This is a genomic window from Microbacterium sp. LWH12-1.2, from assembly GCF_040675825.1.
Lineage (GTDB): Bacteria > Actinomycetota > Actinomycetes > Actinomycetales > Microbacteriaceae > Microbacterium.
Genome location: NZ_JBEGIJ010000001.1, coordinates 3,839,887 through 3,866,308 on the forward strand (window position 1 = coordinate 3,839,887; position 26,422 = coordinate 3,866,308).

Annotated in this window: 16 protein-coding genes and 1 tRNA gene; 12 read left to right on the top strand and 5 right to left on the bottom strand. The window is 65.0% G+C overall.

Annotated elements, in window-relative coordinates:
• Positions 1-3 precede the first annotated feature (3 nt).
• The 4 genes from MRBLWH12_RS18265 (at position 4) to MRBLWH12_RS18280 (ending at position 12,370) form a co-directional block, all read left to right on the top strand.
• Positions 4-3,498 (top strand): DNA-directed RNA polymerase subunit beta, encoded by a 3,495-nt coding sequence (locus MRBLWH12_RS18265; RefSeq protein ID WP_363551210.1) that lies wholly within the window; start codon positions 4-6, stop codon positions 3,496-3,498.
• Positions 3,499-3,579: 81 nt separating this feature from the next.
• Positions 3,580-7,455, top strand: coding sequence for a DNA-directed RNA polymerase subunit beta' (gene rpoC / locus MRBLWH12_RS18270; RefSeq protein ID WP_341975818.1), 3,876 nt, complete (start codon positions 3,580-3,582; stop codon positions 7,453-7,455).
• A gap of 97 nt (positions 7,456-7,552) precedes the next feature.
• Positions 7,553-8,530: a phosphotransferase family protein gene (locus MRBLWH12_RS18275; RefSeq protein ID WP_363551211.1), complete on the top strand. Its 978-nt coding sequence runs from the start codon at positions 7,553-7,555 to the stop codon at positions 8,528-8,530.
• Between the two features lie 207 nt (positions 8,531-8,737).
• Positions 8,738-12,370, top strand: a complete 3,633-nt coding sequence (locus tag MRBLWH12_RS18280) for an efflux RND transporter permease subunit (protein ID WP_363551212.1) — start codon at positions 8,738-8,740, stop codon at positions 12,368-12,370.
• A 121-nt stretch (positions 12,371-12,491) separates the two neighbouring features.
• Here MRBLWH12_RS18280 and MRBLWH12_RS18285 read toward each other — a convergent pair whose 3' ends face one another.
• A complete protein-coding gene (locus MRBLWH12_RS18285; protein ID WP_363551213.1) occupies positions 12,492-13,091 on the bottom strand; it encodes a hypothetical protein in 600 nt (199 codons plus the stop codon).
• A gap of 68 nt (positions 13,092-13,159) precedes the next feature.
• Between MRBLWH12_RS18285 and MRBLWH12_RS18290 the strand changes: the two genes are divergently transcribed.
• The 4 genes from MRBLWH12_RS18290 to MRBLWH12_RS18305 all read left to right on the top strand — a co-directional run bounded on the left by MRBLWH12_RS18290 (position 13,160) and on the right by MRBLWH12_RS18305 (position 15,942).
• Entirely contained in the window at positions 13,160-14,089 is a 930-nt protein-coding gene (locus MRBLWH12_RS18290; protein ID WP_363551214.1) for a PfkB family carbohydrate kinase, read from the top strand.
• Between the two features lie 86 nt (positions 14,090-14,175).
• Positions 14,176-14,257: transfer RNA gene (locus tag MRBLWH12_RS18295), tRNA-Tyr, on the top strand.
• Between the two features lie 133 nt (positions 14,258-14,390).
• Positions 14,391-15,503 carry a hypothetical protein gene (locus MRBLWH12_RS18300; RefSeq protein ID WP_363551216.1) on the top strand — a complete coding sequence of 371 codons (1,113 nt, stop codon included), beginning with the start codon at positions 14,391-14,393 and terminating at the stop codon, positions 15,501-15,503.
• A 4-nt stretch (positions 15,504-15,507) separates the two neighbouring features.
• Positions 15,508-15,942, top strand: a complete 435-nt coding sequence (locus MRBLWH12_RS18305) for a hypothetical protein (protein ID WP_363551217.1) — start codon at positions 15,508-15,510, stop codon at positions 15,940-15,942.
• A gap of 28 nt (positions 15,943-15,970) precedes the next feature.
• On the opposite strand, the gene MRBLWH12_RS18310 is transcribed toward MRBLWH12_RS18305, so the two are convergent.
• On the bottom strand, positions 15,971-16,210 hold the full coding sequence (locus MRBLWH12_RS18310; RefSeq protein WP_363551404.1) for a tyrosine-type recombinase/integrase: 240 nt from the start codon (positions 16,208-16,210) through the stop codon (positions 15,971-15,973).
• A 293-nt stretch (positions 16,211-16,503) separates the two neighbouring features.
• On the opposite strand from MRBLWH12_RS18310, the gene MRBLWH12_RS18315 reads away from it, so the two are divergent.
• Positions 16,504-18,309 carry a hypothetical protein gene (locus MRBLWH12_RS18315; protein ID WP_363551219.1) on the top strand — a complete coding sequence of 602 codons (1,806 nt, stop codon included), beginning with the start codon at positions 16,504-16,506 and terminating at the stop codon, positions 18,307-18,309.
• A gap of 217 nt (positions 18,310-18,526) precedes the next feature.
• Here MRBLWH12_RS18315 and MRBLWH12_RS18320 read toward each other — a convergent pair whose 3' ends face one another.
• Positions 18,527-19,801, bottom strand: a complete 1,275-nt coding sequence (locus MRBLWH12_RS18320; protein WP_363551220.1) for a helix-turn-helix domain-containing protein — start codon at positions 19,799-19,801, stop codon at positions 18,527-18,529.
• 308 nt (positions 19,802-20,109) lie between these two features.
• On the opposite strand from MRBLWH12_RS18320, the gene MRBLWH12_RS18325 reads away from it, so the two are divergent.
• Positions 20,110-21,348: a hypothetical protein gene (locus MRBLWH12_RS18325; RefSeq protein WP_363551222.1), complete on the top strand. Its 1,239-nt coding sequence runs from the start codon at positions 20,110-20,112 to the stop codon at positions 21,346-21,348.
• 343 nt (positions 21,349-21,691) lie between these two features.
• Here MRBLWH12_RS18325 and MRBLWH12_RS18330 read toward each other — a convergent pair whose 3' ends face one another.
• Positions 21,692-22,390 (bottom strand): FadR/GntR family transcriptional regulator, encoded by a 699-nt coding sequence (locus MRBLWH12_RS18330; RefSeq protein ID WP_363551224.1) that lies wholly within the window; start codon positions 22,388-22,390, stop codon positions 21,692-21,694.
• Between the two features lie 205 nt (positions 22,391-22,595).
• Between MRBLWH12_RS18330 and MRBLWH12_RS18335 the strand changes: the two genes are divergently transcribed.
• Together MRBLWH12_RS18335 and MRBLWH12_RS18340 are read left to right on the top strand one after the other, a co-directional pair.
• On the top strand, positions 22,596-24,077 hold the full coding sequence (locus tag MRBLWH12_RS18335) for an amino acid permease (protein WP_363551225.1): 1,482 nt from the start codon (positions 22,596-22,598) through the stop codon (positions 24,075-24,077).
• Positions 24,070-25,113, top strand: coding sequence for an asparaginase (locus MRBLWH12_RS18340; protein ID WP_363551226.1), 1,044 nt, complete (start codon positions 24,070-24,072; stop codon positions 25,111-25,113). The genes MRBLWH12_RS18335 and MRBLWH12_RS18340 overlap by 8 nt, the downstream gene beginning before the upstream one ends.
• Here MRBLWH12_RS18340 and MRBLWH12_RS18345 read toward each other — a convergent pair.
• Positions 25,110-26,324 carry a trans-sulfuration enzyme family protein gene (locus MRBLWH12_RS18345; RefSeq protein ID WP_363551227.1) on the bottom strand — a complete coding sequence of 405 codons (1,215 nt, stop codon included), beginning with the start codon at positions 26,322-26,324 and terminating at the stop codon, positions 25,110-25,112. The genes MRBLWH12_RS18340 and MRBLWH12_RS18345 overlap by 4 nt on opposite strands.
• Positions 26,325-26,422 lie beyond the last annotated feature (98 nt).

Consider the following 26,422-nt stretch of genomic DNA (forward strand, 5'->3'; position numbering starts at 1 on the left):
CCCTTGGCTGCTGCTCGCAACGCATCCACATCCACCACCACTAAGAACGGACGCGGAGCTTCCCGTCTTTCGTTCGCCAAGATCTCCGACACCCTGACGGTCCCAGACCTTCTGGCTCTGCAGACCGAGTCCTTCGGTTGGCTCGTCGGCAATGACGACTGGAAGGCCCGCGTGGCCGAGGCCAAGAAGGCCGGCCGCAACGACGTCAACGAGATCTCGGGTCTCGGCGAGATCTTCGAGGAGATCTCCCCGATCGAGGACCTCGGCGAGACGATGCAGCTGTCGTTCACGAACCCGTACCTCGAGCCGGAGAAGTACTCGATCGAGGAGTGCAAGGAGCGTGGCAAGACCTACGCCGCTCCGCTGTACGTCGAGGCCGAGTTCATGAACCACCTCACCGGTGAGATCAAGACCCAGACGGTCTTCATGGGCGACTTCCCGCTGCAGACCGGCAAGGGCACGTTCATCATCAACGGTTCCGAGCGCGTCGTCGTGTCGCAGCTCGTGCGTTCGCCTGGTGTCTACTTCGACAAGACCCCGGACAAGACGTCTGACAAGGACATCGTCTCCGCTCGCGTCATCCCGAGCCGTGGTGCATGGCTCGAGTTCGAGATCGACAAGCGCGACCAGGTCGGCGTGCGCATCGACCGCAAGCGCAAGCAGTCGGTCACGGTGTTCCTCAAGGCGCTGGGTATGACCAGTGAGGAGATCCTCGTCGAGTTCGCCGGCTTCCCCTCCATCGAGGAGACCCTGGCGAAGGACACCATCGTCACGAAGGAAGATGCCCTCCGCGACATCTACCGCAAGCTGCGTCCGGGCGAGCAGGTCGCCGCCGAGGCTGCCCGCGCTCTGCTGGACAACTTCTACTTCAACCCGAAGCGCTACGACCTCGCGAAGGTCGGTCGTTACAAGATCAACCAGAAGCTGGGTCTGGAAGCACCGCTCTCCGCCTCCGTGCTGACGGTCCAGGACATCGTCGAGACGATCAAGTACCTCGTGCGCATCCACGCCGGTGTCGAGACGTTCGAAGGGATCCGCGCCGGTAAGAAGGCCGAGATCCGTCTGTCCACCGACGACATCGACAACTTCGGCAACCGTCGCATCCGCGCGGTCGGCGAGCTGATCCAGAACCAGGTCCGCACCGGTCTGTCCCGCATGGAGCGCGTCGTCCGCGAGCGCATGACCACGCAGGACATCGAGGCGATCACCCCGCAGACCCTGATCAACGTGCGCCCCGTCGTCGCCGCGATCAAGGAGTTCTTCGGAACGTCTCAGCTGTCGCAGTTCATGGACCAGAACAACCCGCTCGCGGGTCTGACCAACAAGCGCCGCCTGTCCGCGCTCGGCCCCGGTGGCCTGAGCCGTGACCGCGCAGGCGTCGAGGTCCGTGACGTCCACCCGTCCCACTACGGCCGCATGTGCCCGATCGAGACCCCGGAAGGCCCGAACATCGGCCTGATCGGTGCGCTCGCGACGTTCGCGCGCATCAACTCCTTCGGCTTCATCGAGACGCCGTACCGCCGGGTCGTCGACGGTCAGGTCACTGACGAGATCGACTACCTCACGGCTTCTGAGGAGAGCGACTTCATCGTCGCTCAGGCCAACGCTCCGCTGAAGAAGGACGGGCACTTCCGCGAGGACCGCGTCCTCGCCCGCCGTCCCGGCGGCGAGGTCGACCTGTTCCACCCGGAAGAGGTCGGCTACATGGACGTCTCGCCGCGCCAGATGGTGTCGGTCGCGACCTCGCTGGTGCCGTTCCTCGAGCACGACGACGCACAGCGCGCCCTCATGGGTGCCAACATGCAGCGTCAGGCTGTGCCGCTGCTGCGCAGCGACTCGCCGCTGGTCGGAACCGGTATGGAGGGCTACACCGCCATCGATGCCGGTGACGTGATCACCGCCGAGAAGGCCGGTGTCGTCACCGAGGTCTCCGCAGACCGCGTCGTCCTCATGCTCGACGAGGGTGGCACCAAGGAGTACTACCTGCGCAAGTTCGACCGCTCCAACCAGGGCACGTCGTACAACCAGAAGGTCGTCGTCTCGGCCGGTGAGCGTGTCGAGGTCGGCGAGGTCATCGCCGACGGACCTGCCACCGAGAACGGCGAGCTTGCGCTCGGTAAGAACCTCCTCGTGGCGTTCATGACCTGGGAAGGCTACAACTTCGAGGATGCGATCATCCTCAGCCAGGACCTCGTCAAGGACGACACCCTCTCCTCGATCCACATCGAGGAGTACGAGGTCGACGCCCGCGACACGAAGCTCGGCAAGGAGGAGATCACCCGTGACCTCCCCAACGTCAGCCCGGAGCTCCTGAAGGATCTCGACGAGCGCGGCATCATCCGCATCGGCGCCGAGGTTCGCCCCGGTGACATCCTCGTCGGCAAGGTCACGCCGAAGGGCGAGACCGAGCTGTCGGCTGAGGAGCGCCTGCTCCGCGCGATCTTCAACGAGAAGAGCCGCGAGGTTCGCGACACGTCGCTGAAGGTTCCGCACGGCGAGCAGGGCACGATCATCGCCGTCAAGGAGTTCAACGCCGAAGATGGCGACGACGAGCTCGGCTCGGGCGTCAACCGCCGCGTCGTGGTCTACATCGCCCAGAAGCGCAAGATCACCGAGGGCGACAAGCTCGCCGGCCGTCACGGCAACAAGGGCGTCATCGCGAAGATCCTCCCGATCGAGGACATGCCGTTCCTCGCGGACGGAACTCCGGTCGACATCGTCCTGAACCCGCTCGGCATCCCGGGTCGAATGAACTTCGGCCAGGTGCTGGAGACCCACCTCGGGTGGATCGCCAAGCAGGGCTGGAAGGTCGAGGGCAACCCCGAGTGGGCAACCAAGCTGCCGAAGGATGCCTTCGAGGCAGCCCCCGGCACCAAGGTCGCCACCCCGGTGTTCGACGGCGCGAGCGAGGAGGAGATCGCAGGTCTCCTCGACGTGACGCTGAAGACGCGTGACGGTGTGCGCCTGGTCGACTCGACCGGCAAGACGCAGCTGTTCGACGGCCGCTCCGGCGAGCCGTTCCCGGCGCCGATCTCGGTGGGCTACATGTACATCCTGAAGCTCCACCACCTGGTCGACGACAAGATCCACGCACGCTCCACTGGTCCGTACTCGATGATCACCCAGCAGCCGCTCGGTGGTAAGGCGCAGTTCGGTGGTCAGCGCTTCGGTGAGATGGAAGTGTGGGCCCTCGAGGCCTACGGTGCCGCTTACGCGCTGCAGGAGCTCCTCACGATCAAGTCCGACGACATCCTCGGCCGCGTCAAGGTGTACGAGGCGATCGTCAAGGGCGAGAACATCCAGGAGCCCGGCATCCCGGAATCGTTCAAGGTGCTCATGAAGGAGATGCAGTCGCTCTGCCTGAACGTCGAGGTTCTCTCGGCCGACGGCACGCTGGTCAACCTCCGCGACACCGACGACGAGGCCTTCCGCGCAGCAGAAGAGCTCGGGATCAACATCTCCAGCCGCTTCGAGGCTGCCTCGATCGACGAGATCTAATCCTTCGGCGGCTCAGGGATCTGATTCCCTGAGCCGCCGAAGCCAGACTTCTCAAAAAGAATTTCCGACACAGGAGAACTAGTGCTCGAGTCAAACACTTTCGATGAGCTTCGCATCGGCCTGGCCACTGCCGACCACATCCGTGCGTGGTCGTACGGCGAGGTCAAGAAGCCTGAGACCATCAACTACCGCACACTGAAGCCGGAGAAGGACGGCCTCTTCGGTGAGCAGATCTTCGGACCCTCCCGCGACTGGGAGTGCGCCTGCGGCAAGTACAAGCGTGTCCGCTTCAAGGGCATCGTCTGCGAGCGCTGCGGCGTGGAGGTCACCAAGAGCTCCGTCCGTCGTGAGCGCATGGGCCACATCGAGCTCGCCGCCCCCGTCACGCACATCTGGTACTTCAAGGGTGTCCCCTCGCGTCTCGGCTACCTGCTCGACATGGCGCCGAAGGACCTCGAGAAGGTCATCTACTTCGCCGCGTACATGGTCATCTCGGTCGACGAGGATGCTCGTCACCGTGACCTCGGCACGCAGGAGAACAACATCCGCCTCGAGCTGAAGACGCTCGGCGATCGTCGCGACGCGAAGATCGCTGAGCGCCTGGCTCGCCTCGAGGAGGAGCTCGCTTCTCTCGAGGCCGAGGGTGCCAAGGCCGACGCCAAGAAGAAGGTCAAGGACGCCGCCGAGAAGGAGATGTCGCTCATCCGCAAGGGTGCAGACGAACAGATCGCCAAGCTCGAGCGCGTGTGGGAAGACTTCCGCACGCTCGAGGTCGGCGCGCTCCGCCCGGAGGACGACGTCTTCCACGAGCTGCAGGACCGCTTCGGACAGTACTTCGAGGCCTACATGGGCGCCGAGTCGATCCAGCGTCGCCTCGCGGCATTCGACCTGAAGGCCGAAGCCGAGAACCTGCACCTGCAGATCTCTGAGGGCAAGGGTCAGCGCAAGATCCGCGCGATCAAGCGTCTGAAGGTCGTCAACTCGTTCCTGGAGACCGGCATGAGCCCGGCCGCCATGGTGCTCGACGTCGTCCCGGTGATCCCGCCGGAGCTGCGTCCGATGGTGCAGCTCGACGGTGGCCGCTTCGCGACCTCCGACCTCAACGACCTGTACCGCCGCGTGATCAACCGCAACAACCGTCTTCGTCGTCTGATCGACCTCGGTGCCCCCGAGATCATCGTCAACAACGAGAAGCGGATGCTGCAGGAGGCCGTCGACGCTCTGTTCGACAACGGTCGCCGTGGTCGCCCCGTCACCGGTACCGGAAACCGCGCCCTGAAGTCGCTCAGCGACATGCTCAAGGGCAAGCAGGGTCGTTTCCGTCAGAACCTGCTCGGCAAGCGCGTCGACTACTCCGGCCGTTCGGTCATCGTCGTCGGCCCGCAGCTGAAGCTGCACCAGTGCGGTCTGCCCAAGCAGATGGCTCTGGAGCTCTTCAAGCCGTTCGTGATCAAGCGCCTGATCGACCTCGGTCACTCGCAGAACATCAAGGCCGCCAAGCGTGCCGTCGAGCGCACCCGTCCCGAGGTCTGGGACGTGCTCGAGGAGATCATCCGCGAGCGTCCGGTGCTGCTGAACCGTGCGCCCACGCTGCACCGTCTCGGCATCCAGGCGTTCGAGCCGCAGCTCGTCGAGGGCAAGGCCATCCAGCTCCACCCGCTCGTCTGCGCGGCGTTCAACGCCGACTTCGACGGTGACCAGATGGCTGTGCATCTGCCGCTTTCGGTCGAGGCTCAGGCCGAGGCCCGCGTGCTGATGCTCGCATCGAACAACATCCTGAAGCCGTCCGACGGCCGCCCGGTGACCCTTCCTTCGCAGGACATGATCATCGGTCTGCACCACCTGACGACGGTCAAGGCCGGCGCCAAGGGTGAAGGTCGCGCGTTCGGCTCGGTCTCCGAGGCGATCCTGGCGAAGGACGAGGGCACCCTCGACCTGCAGGCCAAGGCTCGCATCCGCATCCACGGCCTGACGTTCCTCGAGGGCGAAGCTCCCGAGGGCTACGAGCGCCACGGCCTCGTCGACGCGTCGCTGGGTCAGGCGATCTTCAACGACACTCTCCCGAAGGGCTACCCGTTCGTCCGCGAGCAGGCAGACAAGGGCAAGCTGTCGCAGATCGTCAACAAGCTGGCCGAGGAGTACCCCAAGACCGAGACGGCTGCGACGCTGGACCGCATCAAGGACGCCGGTTTCTACTGGGCAACGCGCTCCGGTGTGACCGTCGCCCTGAGCGACATCCTCACCCCGCCGAACAAGGCGGAGATCGTCGCCGGCTACGAGAAGCAGGCCGCGAAGGTCCAGTCGCAGTACGAGAAGGGTCTCACGACCGACTCGGAGCGTCGCCAGGAGCTCATCAAGATCTGGACCGAAGCGACCGACGAGGTGCAGGCCGCGATGAAGGCCTACTTCCCCGAGGACAACACCATCAACCGCATGGTGACCTCTGGTGCTCGTGGTAACTGGCTGCAGATCCGGAACATCGCCGGTATGCGAGGCCTGGTGAACAACCCGAAGGGTGAGATCATCCCTCGCCCGATCATCTCCTCGTACCGCGAGGGGCTGTCGGTTGCCGAGTACTTCATCGCGACGCACGGTACCCGTAAGGGTCTGGCAGACACCGCTCTGCGTACCGCCGACTCGGGTTACCTGACCCGTCGTCTGGTGGATGTCTCGCAGGACGTCATCATCCGCGAAGAGGACTGCGGCACGTCGAAGGGCCTCGAGCTCCCGATCGCCGCTCCGAACTCGCAGGGCGAGCTCGTGCGCGATGCGAACGTCGAGAACTCGGTGTTCGCTCGTACCCTGGCCTCCGACGTGGTCGACAGCAAGGGCGAGATCCTCGCCTCTGCACATGACGACGTGGGCGACGTGCTCATCGACAAGCTCGTCGGACTCGGCGTGGAGAGCATCAAGGTCCGCTCCGTGCTGACCTGCGACTCCGCCGTCGGTGTCTGCGCGCAGTGCTACGGCCGTTCGCTGGCGACGGGCAAGACCGTCGACATCGGCGAGGCCGTCGGCATCATCGCGGCGCAGTCGATCGGTGAGCCCGGTACCCAGCTGACGATGCGTACGTTCCACACCGGTGGTTCGGCATCGGCGGATGACATCACCCAGGGTCTGCCCCGTGTGCAGGAGCTCTTCGAGGCTCGTACGCCGAAGGCGGCTTCTCCGATCGCCGAGGCCGATGGCCGCATCACGATCGACGAGACCGACAAGGCCAAGAAGGTCATCCTCACGCCCGACAACGGCGACGAGGCAGTGGTCTACCCGGTGCTGAAGCGTGCGACGCTTCTCGTCGAGGACGGCCAGCACGTCACCGTCGGTCAGCCGATCCTCGTCGGCACGCTCGACCCCAAGGAGGTCATGCGTGTCATGGGCGCCCGTGAGGTTCAGCGTTACCTCGTCGGCGGCGTGCAGGGCGTTTACCGCTCGCAGGGTGTGCCGATCCACGACAAGCACATCGAGGTCATCGTTCGTCAGATGCTCCGCAAGGTCACCGTCGTCGATCACGCCGACACGACCCTGCTTCCGGGTGAGATGGTCGACCTCAAGCGCTACCAGGCGATCAACCGCGAGGCTGTCGCCGAGGGCAAGCGCCCGGCGTCGGGTCGTCCGGAGCTGATGGGTATCACGAAGGCGTCGCTCGCGACCGAGTCGTGGCTGTCGGCCGCATCCTTCCAGGAGACGACCCGCGTGCTCACGCAGGCCGCCATGGAGGGCAAGCGCGACCCGCTGGTCGGTCTCAAGGAGAATGTCATCATCGGAAAGCTCATCCCCGCGGGAACCGGACTTGCGAAGTACCGCAACGTCACGGTCGAGGCGACGGAAGAAGCCAAGAGCGAGCGCTACCCGAACCGGATCTTCGCATCCGACGGCGCGTACGCGGACGGCGACTTCGGCTACGTCGACTTCGACGCGTTCTCGACGGACGACATCACCCCCGGTACGTACAACTGAGGTGTGACTGAGTGAAAGAAGGCCCCGGGGTTCGCCCCGGGGCCTTCTTCGTGTCATCGCGCTTGTCGCCGATCGAGCGGCCCGCCATACTCATCGTGTGACGGGACGATACGACGCTGATCCGGCGATCCTCAGAGACCTTCTCGCCCCACTTGGCGAGGTGGAGACCCTTGAGAATCTCGGTGGCGGACTCTTCGCCACCGCGGTGCACGCGACGTTCGCTGACGGTTCGCGATCGGTCGTCAAGATGGTGGCGGCCGACACCGGCCGGATGAGCACTTATGAGAAGGGGATCCTCGGCACCGAGGCACGCATCTTCGGCATGCTCGCCGGCAGCGGGGTGCCCGTGCCTCGGGTGCAGCTGACGGACTTCACGCGCACCCGGCTCGCGGCCGACGTGGTGGTGACCGAGCATCTGCCTGGTGCGGTCTGGAACGACCTCTCTCTCGATGACGACGCGCAGCACGCTCTGCGGCGGGAACTGGGTGCGGTCATGGCATCCGCCCATCGGGTCACGGCACCGTACTTCGGGTATCCAGCGCCCGAATCCGGACTCTCCGGCGCGACGTGGCGCGAGGCGTTCGGGCGGATGGTCGATGCGGTGCTGGCAGACGGCGAGCACTGGGACGTGGCGCTGCCGGGAGACCGCGTCCGCGCGGCAATGGCAGCCCATGCGACGCGGCTGGACGAGGTGGTCTCGCCGGCCGTCGTGCACGCGGATCTGTGGGCGGGCAACGTCTTCGTCGATGAGGGCGCGCTGCGCATCGTCGGAATCATCGACACCGAACGGACGGTATGGGCGGATCCGCTGCTCGATCTGGCCGGCGCCGAGCAGTTCTCCGCGGCTCCGCCGGATCCGGACATCCTCGCCGGCGATGCCGCGGCCGGGGGTGTCCTGACAGGCCTCCTCGCGACCGAGGCCGGGCAGGCTCGACTGCAGCTGTGCCGGATGTACTACGCCCTCCTGCTCGTCACCGAGGTGACGATTCGCGCGTACGAGGGCGAGTACGCGATCTGGTGCGAGACCACGGCGCGAGCCAACCTCGACGTGGCGCTGGACCGACTCGGCTGCTGAGAGCGGCATCGGGCGCTTCGATCGCCGTGTGACCAACGCCTGCGGTGGTGAATGAATCGTGCCGTGGTACGACGCGGCCGGTACCAGCGGCGGATGGCAGGAGAAGCCGCACACGGTTTGCTGAGAGAGATCGTTGCTCCACTGCGGCCAGGGCCCGGGAGCGCGACGTCTCTGCTCCGGTCGTACCGAACGAAACTCACCACACACATGACATTCTTCACGCGCGCCAGCCTCGCGAACCGTGCCATCGTCTGCCTGATCACGATCGCCGTCGCGGTCTTCGGCCTCTTCGCGATGACATCGCTCCGCCAGGAGCTGATGCCGTCGATCAAGCAGCCGGGAGCGTACATCTCGGTGGATTCCAGTGGGCTCGCACCGGACCAGATGGTTCAGCTCGCCACGGAGCCCGTCGAGGACGCTCTGAAGGGCGTGAACGGACTCACGTCGATCAGCTCGACGACGCAGACCGGCAGCGCGCAGGTCGCGGTCACGTGGCCGTTCGAGCTCGACGCCGACGAGACTCTTCGTGCGATCAAGGCAGCCGTCGATGCGGTGAAGTCCGCGCTGCCGAAGGATTCCGGTGTGGTCGTGCAGTCGGGGTCGGCAGCCGACCTGCCGGCGATGGTCCTCAGCGCCGGTTCGACGAAAGACCCCAACACCTTCGCAGACGCGCTCGAACAGAGCATCCTGCCCAAGATCCGCGCGGTGACGGGCGTGCGCGAGGCCACGCTGCAGGGCCGTGAGTCGCAGCAGCTCGAGATCTCACTCCGACCGGCAGACGTGGAGCGTCTGAAGGTCGATCCCGCCGTGGTCCTGGCCACCCTGCAGAGCAATGTCGCCGTGCTGTCCGCGGGGCAGATCGGCACCGACGCGGGCGAGGTCGCCGTGAACGTCGGCCCGGGCGTCGAGAGCGTCGAAGCCATCGGCGCGCTCCCGGTCCAGGTGCAAGACAGCGTCGTCCAGATCCAGGACTTCGCGGATGTCGCCCTGAAGCCCGAACCGGTGGGTTCCATCTCCCGGGTCAATGGGAAGGACGCGCTCACGATCCAGGTCCTGCCCGCCGCCGGTGCGAACGCGGTCGAGATCTCTCACGGGGTGACCGCGATCCTCGACGAGGCCGCTGCCTCGCTGGACGCCGAATTCGTTCCGATCTTCGACCAGGCGCCGTACATCGAGCAGTCGATTGAAGACCTCTCGACCGAGGGCGGCCTCGGCCTCCTGTTCGCGGTCATCATCATCTTCGCGTTCCTGCGGTCCTGGCGTTCGACCGTCATCGCGGCGGTCTCGATTCCGCTCTCGCTTCTGATCACGATGGTCGGACTGCTCTGGTCGAACAACACCCTCAACATCTTCACGCTCGCCGCGCTCACCATCGCGATCGGACGCGTCGTGGATGACTCGATCGTCGTCATCGAGAACATCAACCGGCACGCGGAGAGACGCGTGCCCACGGCGGCGGATATCGTCGCCTCGGTCAAACAGGTGGCAGGCGCGATCATCGCCTCGACGGCCACGACGATCGCCGTGTTCCTGCCGATCGCCTTCGTGTCCGGCGTCACAGGGCAGTTGTTCCGGCCGTTCTCGATCACGGTGACGATCGCGTTGGCCGCTTCGCTGGTGGTCGCATTGACCGTCGTTCCTGTCCTGGCGTACCTCTTCCTGCGGCCGCGGGCGCTGCGACGTGCGGCGGCCCAGCAGACAGAAGGGGAGCCGGTCGCGGAGACCGAGACGGTGATGGATGCCGGCGAGTTCGCCCGAGCCGAGATGAGCGCCCCTGAAGACCGCCTGCAGCGCACCTTCATGTCGTTCCTCGGCGCGACGCATCGACGGCCCGTCATCACGCTCGCCGGATCGACCGTCGTGCTGCTCGGGACCTTCTTCCTCGCCACGCAGATTCCGACGGACTTCCTCGGAGAATCCGGCCAGCAGAGCATCACCGTGACGCAGAAGCCCGGTGAGGCCGCAGACGTGGAAGCGCGCCTCGAAGCGGCCGAACCGGTCGAGCGCGCGCTTCAGAGCGTCACGGGGGTCGAGAGCGTGCGATCGACGATCCCCGGAGGTGCGACGCGTGCAGGGGAGGAGAACGTCAACACCTTCGAGGTCACACTCGAGAAGGGTGCGAAGGCGGCGGACGTGCAGGTCGCCATCGACAAGAAGCTCGCCACGCTCGGAAACCCGAAGCAGTTCGACGTGCTGACCGCCGATTCGAGCGGCGCGGGAGGCGGCATCGAACTGCGTGTGATCGGAAACGATCCGAAGGCGCTGGCGGCTGCGAGCGAGTCTCTGGTCACCGCTCTCGAGGATGCGCGGGGCGTGCAGAAGGCCACCAGCGACATCAGCGGTGAGCAGCCGATCGTGCAGGTCTCCGTCGATCCCCTGAAGGCGGCGGCGCTCGGCTTCGACCAGCAGCAGATCGCCACCGCGATCGCGGCCGCGCTGAACGGAACTCCGGCGGGCAGCGTGGTTCTGGATGGGGAGGAGCGGGATATCGTCATCCGCACCGCCTCCGTCAGCGGCGGCGTGGACGCGGTGGCCGGCATGGTGCTCCCCATCACGCCGAAGCAGACCACCGACGCGCAGAAGGCGGCGGCCGATCAGCTCGAGGCCGAGCAGAAGCAGAAGGCGCAGGAGCAGAAGGAGGAGGCGGAACGCGAGCTGAACCAGCAGATCGACGACACGGCATCGCAGCGATCCGACCTCCGCGACCAGCTCGGCACCCTGCGGTCCCAGCTCGCGCAGTTGGAGGCATCCGCTCCCGCCGTGCCTGCACCGAATACACCGGAGGAGCAGGCAGCGATCGACGCGGAGCGCGAGCGGCAGGAGCAGATCGCGGCGATGATGTCCGCGATCGAGCAGACGCAGGCCGGCATCGAGTCCGCCGATGCGCAGCTCGAGCAGCTTCGTGAGAGCCAGACGGAGTCTGCCGCGCAGCAGGCAGAGGCCGACCGGATGGCGCAGGCGCAGAAGGCAGCGAGCGAGATCCGCGGCACCGCGGTTCGGGTCGCCGACGTCGCGACCGTGACCGAAGCGAAGACCGCTCCGTCGATCTCACGCATCGACGGCGAACGCGTCGTCTCGATCTCGGTCACGCCGAAGAGCGGCCAGCTCGATGCAGCGACAAGCGCCGTCGATGCGGCGACGGCGAAGGTCGAGCTTCCGGCCGGTGTGCGCTACGAAGTGGGCGGAGTCGCCGCCGAGCAGGATGACGCGTTCGGGCAGCTCGGCCTTGCGATGCTCGCTGCGATCGCGCTCGTGCTGCTGGTCATGGTGATGACCTTCCGCAACCTGCGTCAGCCGACGATCCTGCTGATCGCTGTGCCCTTCGCGGCCACCGGAGCGATCCTCGCGCTCCTGTTCACGGGGACGCCGCTCGGTCTGCCTGCCCTCATCGGGCTCCTGATGCTGATCGGCATCGTGGTGACGAATGCCATCGTGCTGCTCGACCTGGTGAACAAGCTGAGGGCCGGAGGCGCCGATCTCGACGAGGCGGTGTATCACGGAACCCGCCTGCGCTTGCGGCCGATCCTGATGACAGCGACGGCGACGATCTTCGCCCTGTTGCCGATGTCGCTGGGGATCACCGGCGGCGGGGTGTTCATCTCGAGGCCGCTCGCCGTCGTCGTCATCGGCGGGCTGATCAGCTCTACGCTCCTGACGCTGATGCTCGTGCCGATCCTGTATCTGCTCCTCGAACGCGCACGTGATCGCCGGATCGCCAAGCGCGAGGAACGACGGATGCAGCGCGAAAGCAAGCGACTCGGGACCGACGAGCCGGACGACGGCGACGGCGAGCTCGTGCTCGTGCTCAGCGGTGACGATGAGGCCACGCCTCGCGGCTGACGCCGGACGGCTGACACCGGACGGCTGACGCCGGACGGCTGACGCCGGACGGCTGACGCCGGACGGCTGACGCCGGACGGCTGACACCGGGCCGCCGCCCTTGCCGGCGCGGCCCGGAAGCTCAGCCGAAGAGGTGCTCGACGATGCTCGAGGTGTAGCCGCTCGGCGCCAGGTTCGAGAAGCGGGTGTCGATGAGGATGTCGTCGCGCCAGAACAGCGTGCGTCCGTCGGTCACCGGGTACTGCGTGTTCGGCCAGGTCTTCTCGCAGCGTGTGCCGCCGTCGGGCGTGAAGCATGTGAAGCCCTCGGTGTTCGCAAGGGCATTGAGCATGTCGAGTGCGGGGCCGCGATTCATCGCCGAGATCGTCGTGACGAGACGGGTGGTGTCCGCACGCGGATCGGCCCAGGCGCAGATGAGCGAACCGTCATCCTGTACTCCTGTGGGTCCGAAGGCGGCGTCGTTCAGCGGCACGTCCTCGAGCTGGGCGAGCACGTCATCGGAGAGGATCGCTCGGCAATCCGTCGGCAACGCGATCCCCTTCGTCGGTGTCGGGCTCGGCGAGGCAGTCGGCGACTTCGTCTCGTCAGGGGTCGGCGATTCGCTGGTGCCGGGGCTCGTTGACGCGCTCGGGGAGCCCGCATCCGGCGACTCGGACGCGCAGGCTGAGAGAACGGTGGCGAGCAGCAGCGCGGCCGCGCCGGCGACGAGTCGTGCATTCATGGCCACACCGTATCGCTCGCGGAACGCCGGGGATAGGGGGAAACACCGCACCGCGATAGTGTCGGCGAGTGAGCACAGCTTTTTCCTCCGCCGGATCGGTCGTCGTCGTCGGCGATGCACTGATCGATGAGATCCACGACCACGCCGGCGTGCGAGAACTCGTAGGGGGAGCGGCGTTGAACGTCGCCGTCGGCCTGCGCAGACTCGGCGTGCCCACGACCTTGATCGCGATGGTCGGCGATGATGAGGCCGGCGATCACATTCGCGAGTATCTCCGCGATCACGACGTGGCGCTGGTATCGAGTCCGAGCCCGCACGGATCTTCTCGGGCGATCGTGCAGCGCTCGGCGAGCGGTGAGCCGGAGTACGTCTTCAACGAGGCGGCGAAGCGGCGCAGCATCCGCTATTCCGCCGAGGCGCGGCAGGCGATCTCGGAGGCCGGCCTCGTCGCGATCAGCTGCTTCCCGTTCGACGTTCCTGCCGAAGTGGAGGCCTTTGCTGCGGCGCTGGACGGTGCACGCCTCGCGATCGATCCGAACCCCCGTGCCGGGATGCTGAGCGATCGGGACGAGTTCGTTCGCGGTTTCGAAAGCCTCGCTGCACGGGCGGAGATCGTGAAGGTCGGAACGGACGACGCAGCGCTCCTCTACGACGGGGATCTCGATGCGCTCCGCGCTCGTCTGAGAGGGCTGGGCGTCGGTGCGGTGCTCGCCACCGCCGGGGTGGATGGCGCGATCATCGAAGCGGACGCCGGCATCGTGGCTGCTCCGATCTCGACGCTCCCTGGTCCGGTCGTCGACACGGTCGGGGCGGGGGACTCGACCCTCGCCGCGGTGGTGGCTGGGCTGGTCGGATCGGCGCCGCGCACGACGGACGAGTGGGACGCGCTGCTGCGCCGCGCCATGGACATCGCCGCCGCGACCTGCCGCGCCGAGGGCGGTTTGCTGCGCACTCCGGAGTCGCTGGCCGAGGCGGAACGCGGCGTCTACGGAAGCTGAGGCTTCGATTTCATGCGCTGGCCGATCGCCGGTATGATTATTCTTCGTGCCCCCGGTTGGCTGTTCAAGTCGGACGGGTGCGCATTGGCGAGTTACCCTAGCGGCCAAAGGGATCTGACTGTAAATCAGACGGCTCAGCCTTCGGGGGTTCGAATCCCTCACTCGCCACAGCACAGAAGAAGCCCGGAATCTCGCAGCAATCGCGAGGTCCGGGCTTCTCTCGTTGAATGAGGGTGCTCAGGACATCCCCTCCGGAACCCCTCCGCATGGGAGCGTCGCAGGCTGCCTATAGTATTTCTGCATGACAGGTCAGCGAGGGCGCAAGAAGCGCGATGTCGCCGATCTCAAGTTCTCCGGTGGTCGGTTCGAGGGCAAGGGCTATCCGCTAGACGGCATCGACGAGTTGCAGAAGTATCAGCGGCTGGTAGTCGAGGTCGCGAAACAGATTTGGTGGGCGAAGCATCCCGATCGGCTGCGGCTGCCAGCAAGGTTCGATGAGCGGGTGCGGCTGCGGTTGACCTCCATCCGTGAGGGCAGCGTCGTTCCCACGCTGGAGCGCGAAGCTGCCATCGCGTTGCCGGGGATGGCTGACTTGCTTGACCTGTCGATCGCGTACATCGATGAAGCATTCACCCGGATCGTCGCAGACTTAGAGATGCCGACCGATGCCTCTGACGAAACCAAGAAGCTGCTCAAGGGGTTCGGCGGCTCGCTACGAGCCAAAGAGGAAGCCGTCTTCCGCGCCCACAGTGCGACGCCCATCCGCTACGACCAGAAGAAGCGCAAGGCGTTCCTTTCGTCCCTCGGCGAGCCAGAAGCGGCCCAGGGCACGCTGATAGGCAAGATTCGAATGCTCGACGCGGGGAACGAGTTCACGATCGAGGACGGGCTCGGACGAAAGGTACACGGGGCTTTCTCGACTGCCGCGATTTTCGATGATCTGTTGCACGTGCTGACGCGCAAGGACGACGCTGACCTCATCTGGCTCGACTGCCAGTACGTGCTTGATCAGGACGAGGCTGTCAAGAAGATTCTGGACGTGAGGCAGGCCGGACTCTTTGCCAAGAGCGACAACGAGTGGGCGCAGAGATTGGCCAAGATCGCTACATACCGCCGCGGTTGGCTAGATGGCGAAGGCGAACCGGCGGACCTTGCCGCTTTGGAAGCGGCGCTCTCGATCCTGAACTCTGTGTCGGAGCAGTCACTCGCCAAGCCCTCCATATTCGCGGAAGAGGACGGGGGCGTCCGACTGGAGTGGTTGACATCGGTTTCGCATAGCGTCCTCAGCGTAAACAATGATGCCGTCTTCTCGGCATACCACCTGAACGTTGCTACCGGCGAGGAGAGCGACGCCGACGCCGTAGTCGGTGCCGAGGCCGCACTCAATTTCATCCACGGGTACATCAGTGCCTAGTCCGATGATGGAGCTGGTCGACGGCGAGGTCGAGCTGACGGATGACGCTGAAATTTACTGGCGGCAATGCGCGCCATGCGACTACGACGAAGACAACAAGCGGCCCACCGATCGCGTGTTCCGAGCAACTGACGCCGACAAGGGCAAGATGTCCGGCGCGCGATCCAGGAAGGCTAGTGCTGAGGCTGCCTATCTGCATCGCACGACGGTTGTGAAGAAGCCGTCAAAAGGCACCTGGGGTGTGTCCGTCGGAGTGGTGAAGGCAGCTGGCTCCCGTGTCGTAGATGACTCAGTTCTTCAGCCTGCGCCGCCGCCAAACCCGCCACCTGGCCACTCGTATGTCGATGTGCGGCACCTTGACGACTTGAACAAGCGCGAACGGCAACGCTTTCGTTCTACTCTCCTGATTGCCGCATTCTTGGCCCATTCTGAACCCTAGGACAAGCCCCGGACATTGAGCGTTCGCGTCAACCGTTGCCAATCTGAGAGATAGGACGCACGGGTGCCGCGTCAGCGAGAACGTCAAGACCCGCCATATCGTGCGTTCCAGCGAACAGGTGCATATAAGTGCTGTACTTCACGTTGATATTCGAGTGCCCCATCCACTTCGCTACGTCATGGATGTTGTAACCCGCCGCCGCGCAGGCGCTCGCGAAGTAGTGCCGGAAGGCGTGCCAGACAACCGGCTGGACCCCCACAGCCTCCATCGCCGGGACCACGCAACTACGGTGCACCGAGTCGTGGCGGAAGGGCACGTCGTAGCTCAGTGGTGCCCGAGCGCCGGGAGCCCCACCCTTGCGCCTCCCTGGCCACAGAAGGGCGTCGGGGTCGTTCCAGTACGGGTGCTGGGCGATGTGCTCGCGGTCTCGGTCGGCTGTGGCGCATCCGTCGTCATGAATCTGATGCTACTGATTCGATTGCGGATGACCTCCGCACCCCACAGGGCGGGTCCGGGAACTCGCAGCAGTCAGGGAACCGTGCGCGACTCTAGGCTGTGATCATGCTGCACCGATGGTTGAAATCCAGAAAGCGCTCGCGCTGCTCCGCGCCTGCGCCTCAGGCGCAAGAGGTGCTGGCCGGCGCTCACGAAGCGCGATGGGGAAACGCCACCGTGTATTTCATACACACGACCCCCACTCATCGCCCGCTCGTGCTCGGACGCGCCGTGAAGCGGCTATTGGCCTCGGAGCTCGCACGCGCCGCCGCATGGCCGAGCGAACGCACAGTTCGTGTGGCCCCGTCCCTGGCGGCGATTGATCGGGACGCCATCCGGCTGAAGCGTGTGCATGCGTGGATGTCAGACCCTGACTGGCCGACAACGTTTCGTCTTCTGCTCCGTCATCCGATCTTCGTTGGACGAATCTTGCGGATCGGGTTTCGCGGCAGCGAAGAGCCTGCGGATCCGGACCCCGAGGCAGGACGTCGGCGGGACGCGACCATGGCGCAGATCGAGAAAAATCTCTTCGACCGGCAGTCGTTGGTGATCCTGGAACGAGACTTTGATAACGACCTGTTCGGGCGGGACATCGCGTTCGAGAACACCCATGTACGCCTGCACCTGCGCGGCAGCTACCACACCATTGCCATCGACGATCTCGAATCCCAGTTCGTGATGGAGCCACGCCTGCTGCTGCACCAGGACGGCGTCGTACAACTCACGGTCGGCGTTCAACTGCCGTCCGGACTTGCAACCACTCAGCTCGTGAAGGCTGGACACCCCCGCACGCCACTGGTCACGCGTTCGGACATTCCGGAGCCCTATGCGTCAGCGGAATCCCAGTGGGTAGGCGGAGAATGGGCGAAGGAGCTGGATGCTGGCGTCCGAATGCGCCAGATAGAGCACGACGAGCCGGCAACTGTGGACGAGTGGTTTGAGGTCGCCGTCGGTCGCGTCCTGCATCTCATCCGGGCGCACCGCGAAGGGCCGATGCATGTCTACCCCGTGATCATCGCGGAAACGGGAGACTGCTGCACGAACTGGGTGGTTGAGCATGAGCACGACATTGCCCAAGTGGCGGCCGGAACGGTTCCCCTGACCGGCGAGCAGTTGCTTCTCGGGCCAGGACCGAATTTCGGGGTCGTCTCAGGCGCCCGAATCCATGCGACGCTCGGGTCTGCGTTGGTGCTCCAGCTTCGAGCATGGCGGGCGAACATCACTGACCTTCATCACACCCTTCTCTATGAGCGGCTGGTGCTCCTTAATGTTCGTGTACGCGCGTTCGAACGAACCCTGTCCTCTTTCCGCGGCCGCACGCGCGTAGTTGGCGCGAAGTATCGAACCGCTTTGGACCTGGAAAAGGAAGCGCGGGGAGTGCACATCCGAGCCGGAACCGCGCGGGACATCGCTGCGCACGTGCTACAGGCGCTAGGGGTTCCCGCGACTTTAGAGACCATCGGACGGGGCATGACGATGCTCGGAGAGCGCGCATCGACGCGAGCGAGCGAGCGTGCCGCGCGAACAGCGAACTTGATAGCCGTCGTTGGTCTGGCCGTGGCCGCCGTGGCGGCCGTGCCCGCGATCCCTGCGATCCTTGAGTTCGTCGCCGACCAGCGGAAGATCGACCCACAGGCCACCGGGTGGGCCATCGCCCAGCAACTTCTGACTTCTCCGCTTCAACTGTCGGCAGTGCTCCTGGGTGGCATCTCTGTTGTGCTCCTTGCGGTGTTCCTCACCTTTACGGTACGGGTGGTTCGGATTCTGCTGTCCTGGCGGAAGAGCGGGTACAGGTCGCGAATCACCGGGTACGAGGTCCGCGTGGACTTGACTCCTCATGACGAGTCTGAGACCGTACCGGGTCCCAGTTAGGCGTCCGGGCGGCGGGTCGAACGGCGTCAGTGGGAAAGCAAGGAAGCGGAGCCCGTCTGGCCAACAGGTCGAACTGCGCCGGTCGGCCGGACCGTTGGCCGCGTCCCGGCAGACGGTCTTTCACTGCGACCGCCCGAACAGACAGCGACCCTAAGGTGGAGTCAACCTGCGAGCGCCGATTGCGGAGGTCCGTGCTGCGACTGGCGCTTGACTCCGACTAGCTACGCGGTGGCAGTTCGGTGGTGAGCTTCGCGAGACGTCGTATGCCTGCCTGGTTGAGGCAATCGGTTGCGACATCGACGACGGTCCGGATGAATAACGTCTCCTCCTGGCTCGGATCGACGACGCGGTATACGGGGCGGTAGTTGCCGCCCAACGTTGTCGTGGAACCCCCGCCGCTGACGTTGTGGTGAGCTTCAAAGTTCAGCCGTTCGTCGCCTGCGGGTGTGTACTCAGACGGCTCCCATTCCACGCCCACGATGAGCTCCACGTCCCCTGCGGGGGCGTCATTAGTGACCGTCTTGATCAGAGCGAGAAGAGCCGCCACGAACCCTTCGACAGCGTCAGCCGGAACATGATGTGCCGGCAAAGTCGTGCCAGTGGCACCATAACGGTGGCCGCCCGCTTCCCACGCGAGACCGACCGCTCCGTTGTCGTAGACGGCAGCGCGAGCTTGTCGCCATGAGACGCTCCCTGTTGGTGGCGCGATCCAGCCACGCAGTCCGGGCCGAGCGCCATAGCCGGCAACGTCGGTCAGTGGGTGGTAGTCCGATTGACCGAGCCAGTGCCACGCGTTGGCCTGCGCTTGGTTTGTGAGCTCAGCGATCTCGTGCTGCTCGCGATGTTGCGCTGCAGGGTTCGGCGTCCGCGGTCGCGCGGCGCCCACGAGAACAGCGTTCCGTCGAGGATTGAATGAGTGCGCCATGTCGTGGAACAAGTCCTCAAGCTGTTCGCGTCCACGTCGTGCGGACTCGAAACGGGTTCGGTAGCTTGCTTCCAGGAGTCGTTCGTTCATCCAGTGCGTATCAGCGTTGACGCGGAGGGGCGCGCTGAACGCCTGTTTGTTGCCGTCGAAGGTCAAGTGAGGGCCGTCTACGCTCGCCGGGACCACGATGGCCGCGAGATTGTCGTTGCCCGCGACAGGAATCTTGTGTGATCGTACCCCCAGCACGGGAGGCGAGATGGCACTGTAACTCACCGACTGGATCGTGCGCTCGTAGCTCTCGTCGAGATCCCCTGCGTCCGCTCGCCCCGACGCGGCTTTCTGCGTTTCCGTAACACCGAAGACGAGAACGCCGCCGCCGCTGTTCGCGAACGCCGCGATGTCCTTGACGATGCCAGAAGTCTTGAATTCTCGCTCCGGTGGCAGGTGCCGCTTCCAGTCCAACTGATCTGACTCGACCATTCCTTCGGCGATTGCAGCGTCGATCATCTGTTCCGTGATCGGACCAGGCCCGACGCCGAGCAGCTGATGCAGGGGAGTGTGAAGCATGCCCTCATCGTATTTGTCTCGCGGCGAGAGCTCTCGCTGGAATCGAGTAACGTCCGTACCCCGTCGTGTCGGGGCTCTCGCCCCCCCCCGATCCGACGTTGCCATGAGCGACAGACGCCGGGTGCGAACGGTATGGTTGTCGTGAGCAGACTGGTCTGCTTATCTCCGAGTCGGGATCCCCACGTGATCTTGGCCTCGAAGGACAACCGTGGCGGATCCAGATGCAGTGCCCTTCTGTTGAGCACTCTCTTCATAGATGCCGGCTCTGCGGACGTGGGACGCGAGCGATGGCATCGATGGAGATTGAGATGACCAACAACCCAGCCACACCCGCGCGCTCGCGCGAGGTTGAAAGAGACGCTCGCGCCTGGAGCAAGTTCTCCGGCATGAAGTACACCCAGGCGCTCCGCGCGATGGAGCATCCGCTCGCGCAGGGCATCCTCGGTGACCGTATCTGCGCCCGAGACCTGATCCGCGTGCTGACTGAACTCCCCGTGCTGTCCGAGCCGATCTGGGAGACAGACAGCGAAGGCCGCGAGATCGAGACCAATGAGCGAGTCACCCACCTGGGTGACAGCGGCCTGTACGCCGCGGAAAATCGTGCACTGTCCTCGGCGACGGAGCACGACTACGTCGAGCTAGTGCTGACCGCTGAGGTACTGCGAGCGTTCACCCCCACCGCTGAACCGCGGAGCGAGGCATACAGTTACAACCTGAAGCACACCGTGGAAGAGTTCCTCGGTGAGCACCTCGGTGATCACGCGTATATCGCGAACGGGCAGGCGATCTGGGCTGCTGCGGCTCTCGGCATTCCCCTCGCAGAGAGCAATCCCGGCGAGTTCTCCCTGAACGCCGACTTCGGCCTGATGCCCGAGCAAGTCGAGTATGCACGGCGGATGCGTCGCACGTCGGGCGCAACCCGTATCGCCGTTCGCGCTCACCACCACCGCCCACCCGGATATCTGTTCCTCCAGCAGGCTCTGCAGCACTACCGAGACACAGGTGAGGCGCCCGGACGGTGGGATGGCGTCGACGAACACGCCGAGCCGCTCACGAGCGCCTTCCACGAGTGGCTCTCCGTGCAGGCTGATCCCTCAGGAGCGCGAGGTGCGCGGGGATCCCGCGAGCGTCTTGCCGGTGACTACGCTGCGGGGGTGCGGGATGGCGACCACGGCGTTGCTCGAAAGCCCGAAGAGCTTCTGACGATCCTCCGCCGAGTGGGAGCGGACGACGACTTCTTCGACATGGCTCGTGACGCGATTGTCGACTGGGCGAGGACCTCACCCCTGTCGAACGGGATTCGGACGGAGCTCGTGGATCGACATCGATCTGACCACGGTGGTTGGGGCGCGGGCGGCGGGGATGTGGAACGCTATGAGTTCCGTTGCCCGTGCGGCGACGGCGCGATTGTCGAAGAGCACGACAACGTGCCCGGCTTCCGGGAGCACGATGTGACGATCATATGCCGGACGTGCACGTCGGAGTGGGACTTCGTGCCCGGTCTCTCTGTGCGCGGATGGCGCGTCGCTCCGATCTCTGCCGCCTGACCGTCGCGTGTGACCTCCGCGGTGCCGGTACAGCATCGCGGAGGTTCGCGCCGAGATCAAGCAAGCCGGCTCGTGCCTCAAAGAGTGTCGGCACGCCGCGGATGAGACGGTCGGAAGGAAGCGAAGACCGCGCGCACAATGCGTGCCGTGGCAATCCAGGTGTCTGGAGGATTAACTCGCCAGGTCCAGAGGATCGCTGCGAAACTGCGGGGAGAAGGCTCCCAGGATTACGGGGCGCAAGGAGTTATGCGAACACCCCACAGACAGAAGAAGGGCCCCGCATCGCGGGGCCCTTCTTGCATTCTCGGTGTACGAGCGGATGCTCCGCGCTCACACCTCGGGGTCAGTACGAGGCGGTGGCGACGTTCTGCACGGCCAGCGCGACTTGGCCGACATGATTGGCCATCGCTTCTCGGGCTTTCACGGGGGAGCCTGATGCGATCGCGTCCACGATCTGGGCGTGTTCGATGTTCGATGCCCGTTGCCGCGCTTGAGTGACGTTCAAGAACTCGGACTGGAGATCGAGCGCCTGACGAGTCGACGCGACCACCGAGATGAGTACGGGGTTCCGGCTCGCTTCCGCGATCGCCACATGCAGCTCACCGTCCAATGCCACCCAGGCCCGGAGGTCCGCTGCGGCGTCGAGTGCGGCGAGAATCCGATGCAGGTTCTCGAGCTGGGCCGGAGTGTGCCGTTCGGCCGCATAGCCGGCGGTGGGCACTTCGACATGCTGTCGGGCCTCGATGAGGTCCTGGGCGCTGAACTCGCCGAAGACGAGCTGAGACGCCGGACTCTTCTTGACGACGAAGGTGCCGCTTCCTGTGCGGGTCTCGGTGAGCCCCAGCGTCGCGCATGCGTGCAGCGCTTCGCGCACAACCGAACGACTGACTCCGAATTCGCCGGCGAGAGTCAACTCGGACGGAAGGCGGTCGCCGATCTCGTAGTCGTCGCCTCGGATCATCGCGTTGAGCGCTCTGAATGCCGCCTCAGTCGCGCTGATCCTCTCAAGGCCCGGCTTCGTCGGCTCACCTGGCGCACTCATCCCACCACTATATGGCTGCCCCGAGGGGGCGGCTTCGTGCTGATACGGAGCGGTGGACCGTACGTCGTGCTTGTGCTCGCGATCGAGCCCGCCTACACTGATCCGAACAAACCTGTCTGACAGCCAGACAGCACGTGACCGGTGGGTCGAGTGCATCCGCGATGAGGTGGATGCATTGATCTGCTCATGAATCGAAAGGCACGTCATGGCCGAGAACGAAGACGTTCTACAACTCAAGAGCCCGACATCGCGGCACGTCGACATCGGTGACGCCGGATACACCAAGGGACTCAAGCGTCGGCACATGCACATGATCGCCATCGGCGGTTCCATCGGCACGGGGCTCTTCCTGGGTGCGAGCGGCCGGATGGAACTCGCGGGGCCGTCGCTGGCAATCGTGTACATCGTCTGCGGCGCGTTCGCGTTCTTCGTCGTGCGTGCCCTCGGCGAGCTCGTCATGTACCGCCCCTCGTCGGGCGCGTTCGTCTCGTATGCCCGGGAGTTCATGGGGGAGAAGGGCGCCTACACCGTCGGGTGGTTGTACTTTCTGAACTGGTCGACGACCGTGGTCGCCGACATCACCGCCGTCGCCCTGTATGTGCATTTCTGGTCGATGTTCGTCGCCTTCCCGCAGTGGGTGCTGGCGTTGATCGCCCTGGCGATCGTCGTCGCCATGAACGTCATCTCGGTGAAGGTCTTCGGCGAGATGGAGTACTGGTTCGCCCTCATCAAGGTGGGCGCGATCGTTCTGTTCGGGATCATCGGCATCTTCCTGATCGTCACGGGAACCGAGATCGACGGTCACACGCCCGGCATCGCCTTGATTGCGGACAACGGCGGGCTGTTCCCGATGGGAATCGCGCCGATGTTCATCATCGCGCTCGGGGTCGTCTTCGCATTCGGCGGGACAGAGCTGGTGGGAGTGGCCGCCGGAGAGTCGGAGAATCCTCGGGCCGTGATCCCGAAAGCCGTCAATTCCATCATGTGGCGGATCATCCTCTTCTACGCCGGCTCCGTCGTCCTGTTCACTCTGCTGATGCCCTGGACGGCCTACTCGGCGGGGGAGAGCCCGTTCGTCACCGTGATGAACGCGATCGGTATCCCTGGCGCGGGCGACATCATGAACGTCGTCGTGCTGACAGCTGCGATGTCGAGCCTCAACGCCGGCCTCTACGCGACGGGACGAACGCTGCGTTCCATGGCGATGGCGGGAACGGGACCGAAATTCGCGAGGCGATTGAACAAGGCCGGTGTCCCCTACGGAGGAATCCTCATCACCGCCTCGATCGGCGTCGCCGGGGTGATTCTGAACTTCTTCGTACCGGAACGGGCATTCGAGATCGTGCTCAACCTCGCCGGAATCGGCATCGTCGGCACCTGGATGTCGATCATGATCTGCCATTGGCTGTTCCTGCGGAAGGTCAAGCGGGGAGAAGTGGAGCGCCCGACGTTCCGCCTGCCGCTGGCCCCTGTGACGAATATCGTGACCCTCGTCTTCCTCGTCATGGTCGTGGTGCTGATGGCGATGGATGCGAACGTCGGAAGGCTGACCCTGGCGGTCTTCGCGCTCATCGTCGTGGCACTGATCATCGGCTGGTTCGTCATCCGCGATCGGATCAACCCCGATGCGATGATCGAGCTGGGAGACGCGAGCGACCTGCCCGCCGGTGAGGAATCTCGTGAATGAGAGGCGCCTGCTCGTCGTGTACACCGGCGGCACCTTCGGCATGCGGGACCTGGGGTCCGGGTTGGAGGCGACAGATGACCTCGGAGCGGAGATCGCCTCTCTCGTCGCTGGGTATGACGCGCAGCGCCGCACGAGATCTCGCTGGGCGTTCGTGAAGTCGGAGTGCGTCATCGACAGCGCAGAAGCGACCCAGCAGACGATGGTCGACTGGGCTGCCGAGATCCGGATGAAGCTCGAGTCCGCGGACTGTGAGGAGACATACACGGGTGTGCTCGTCATCCACGGCACGGATACCCTGGCCTACACGGCGGCTCGGATGGCATTCGAGCTTGCTGACCTCCGGGTTCCCATCGTCTTCACGGGATCTCAGCTCCCGCTTCATCTCCCGGGCAGCGACGCGCCGTCGAACTTCGAGTTCGCACTGGATGTGCTTTCCGGCACCATCACCGGCGGTACGTGGGTGGCATTCGACCACCAGCTGCATCCGGCCGTCCGTGTGAGCAAGTACTCCAGCGAGAGCAGGTCAGGATTCGCCTCCCCTCGGGCTCTCGCGCCGGTGGTCGACTCGTCGCTGGCGTACGCGGTCGCCGATCGCTTCACAGAGGCCGAGGTCAGTGCCATTCGAAAAGTCGGCGTCCTGAGCGTGTTCCCGGGCATGGCCTCCGAACAGGTGCGGGCCGCTCTTGCGTGCTACCCCGACGGTCTGATCCTCGAATGCTATGGCGCGGGAACTGCACCGGTCAGCACCCCAGGCATCCTCGACGACTTGGGTGCGGCGATCGATGGGGGAACCACCGTGGTCGCTGTCACGCAGTGCCAGACCGGCTCCGTCGACCTCTCGCGATACGCGGTCGGGTCTGCGCTGGCCCGCGTCGGAGTCTTGAGCGGCGGCGATATGACCGTGGAAGCCGCGCTGGGCAAGCTCGGCTATCTCGCAGGCAAGTATCTGGATGCCTCGACGATGAGAAGCGCACTTGCCTCGAACTTCATCGGGGAGATGCAATCGCCTGCCGTCTCGGCGGGTCCGAGTCTCTAGCCGTCTTCGGCGCCGAACGTCGCATCCAGCGCCGCGCGGAGATCTTCGAGGAGGTCATCCGCATCCTCGAGCCCCACGGACAGCCGAAGATGGCCGTGCACCCGGAACGGTTCGGGGTAGGTGGCCACGCGTCCGCCCTCGGTGCCCGTGTGCACGATGAGCGAGTCGTCGTGTCCCAGGGAGAACCCCGAGGTGATCAGCCGCAGATTGGCGACGAACCGGTTCTGTCGATCGGCGTCGCCCTTCACCGCGAACGCGATCATCCCTCCGAAGCCGCGGCCGCCGAACTGGCGCTCGGCGAGTTCATGCTCCGGATGCGAGGGAAGGCCGGGGTAGTAGATGTACTCCACGCGAGGGTCGGCGGCGAGGAAGTGCGCGATCCGCTCGGCGGAGCGGAAGTGCTGCTGCAGGCGCAGGGGGAGCGTCACTGAGCCTCGCTGGATCTGCCAGGCGTTGAACGGGGAGATGATCCCGCCGACGTCGACCATCGCATCCGCCTTGATCGGCTGGATCAGTTCGTGACGCCCCGCCACGGAACCGCCCATCGCATCGCCGTGGCCGTTGATGTACTTGGTCAGTGAATGCACGACGAGATCGGCTCCGTCGGCGAGGGGGCGGTAGAACGGCGGCGGGGTGAACGTCGAGTCGACCATCAGGATCGCGCCGGCCGCATGCGCGATTTCGGCGATCGCGCGCACGTCCGCGATCTTGGTCGTCGGGTTCGCGATCGCCTCGATGCAGACCAGCTTGGTCTCCGGACGCATCGCCGCGCGGACGGCGTCGAGGTCGCCGATGTCGACGAAGGTCGCCTCGATGCCGTAGCGACCGGGGAGGAGCTCCGTCCACAACCTCCAGGTCGCTTCGTAGGTCACATCGCTGACGACGACGTGGTCTCCGACGCGGACGTGCGTGAAGAAGACGGCATGAAGGGCGGCCACACCGGAGGCGAGAGCGACCGCATCTTCAGCGCCGTCGAGAGCGGCCAGCTTGTGCTCGAGCGCTGCCTGGTTCACGCCCGTGTTCCGCGTGTAGAGGCCCGGCGCAGTGGCCGACCAACTGATCTCGCTCGGGTCGTCAGGAAGCTCGTACGAATTGGCCATCACGAGCGGTGTGCGGAGCGCCTTGGTCGAGTCGAGTCGATTGCCGAGGTGCACCGCGGCGCTCATGTCGGACAGCGTCGACGGGTCCGTGCGGTCTGGACGTGTGCTCATGAAGTCTCCTCCGGGTGTGTCCGTGCGGCGAAGACAGTTCACCGAACAGTGGATGCCGTTCAGCTTAGTGTGCATAATAGACACAAGCAATTGCTGAT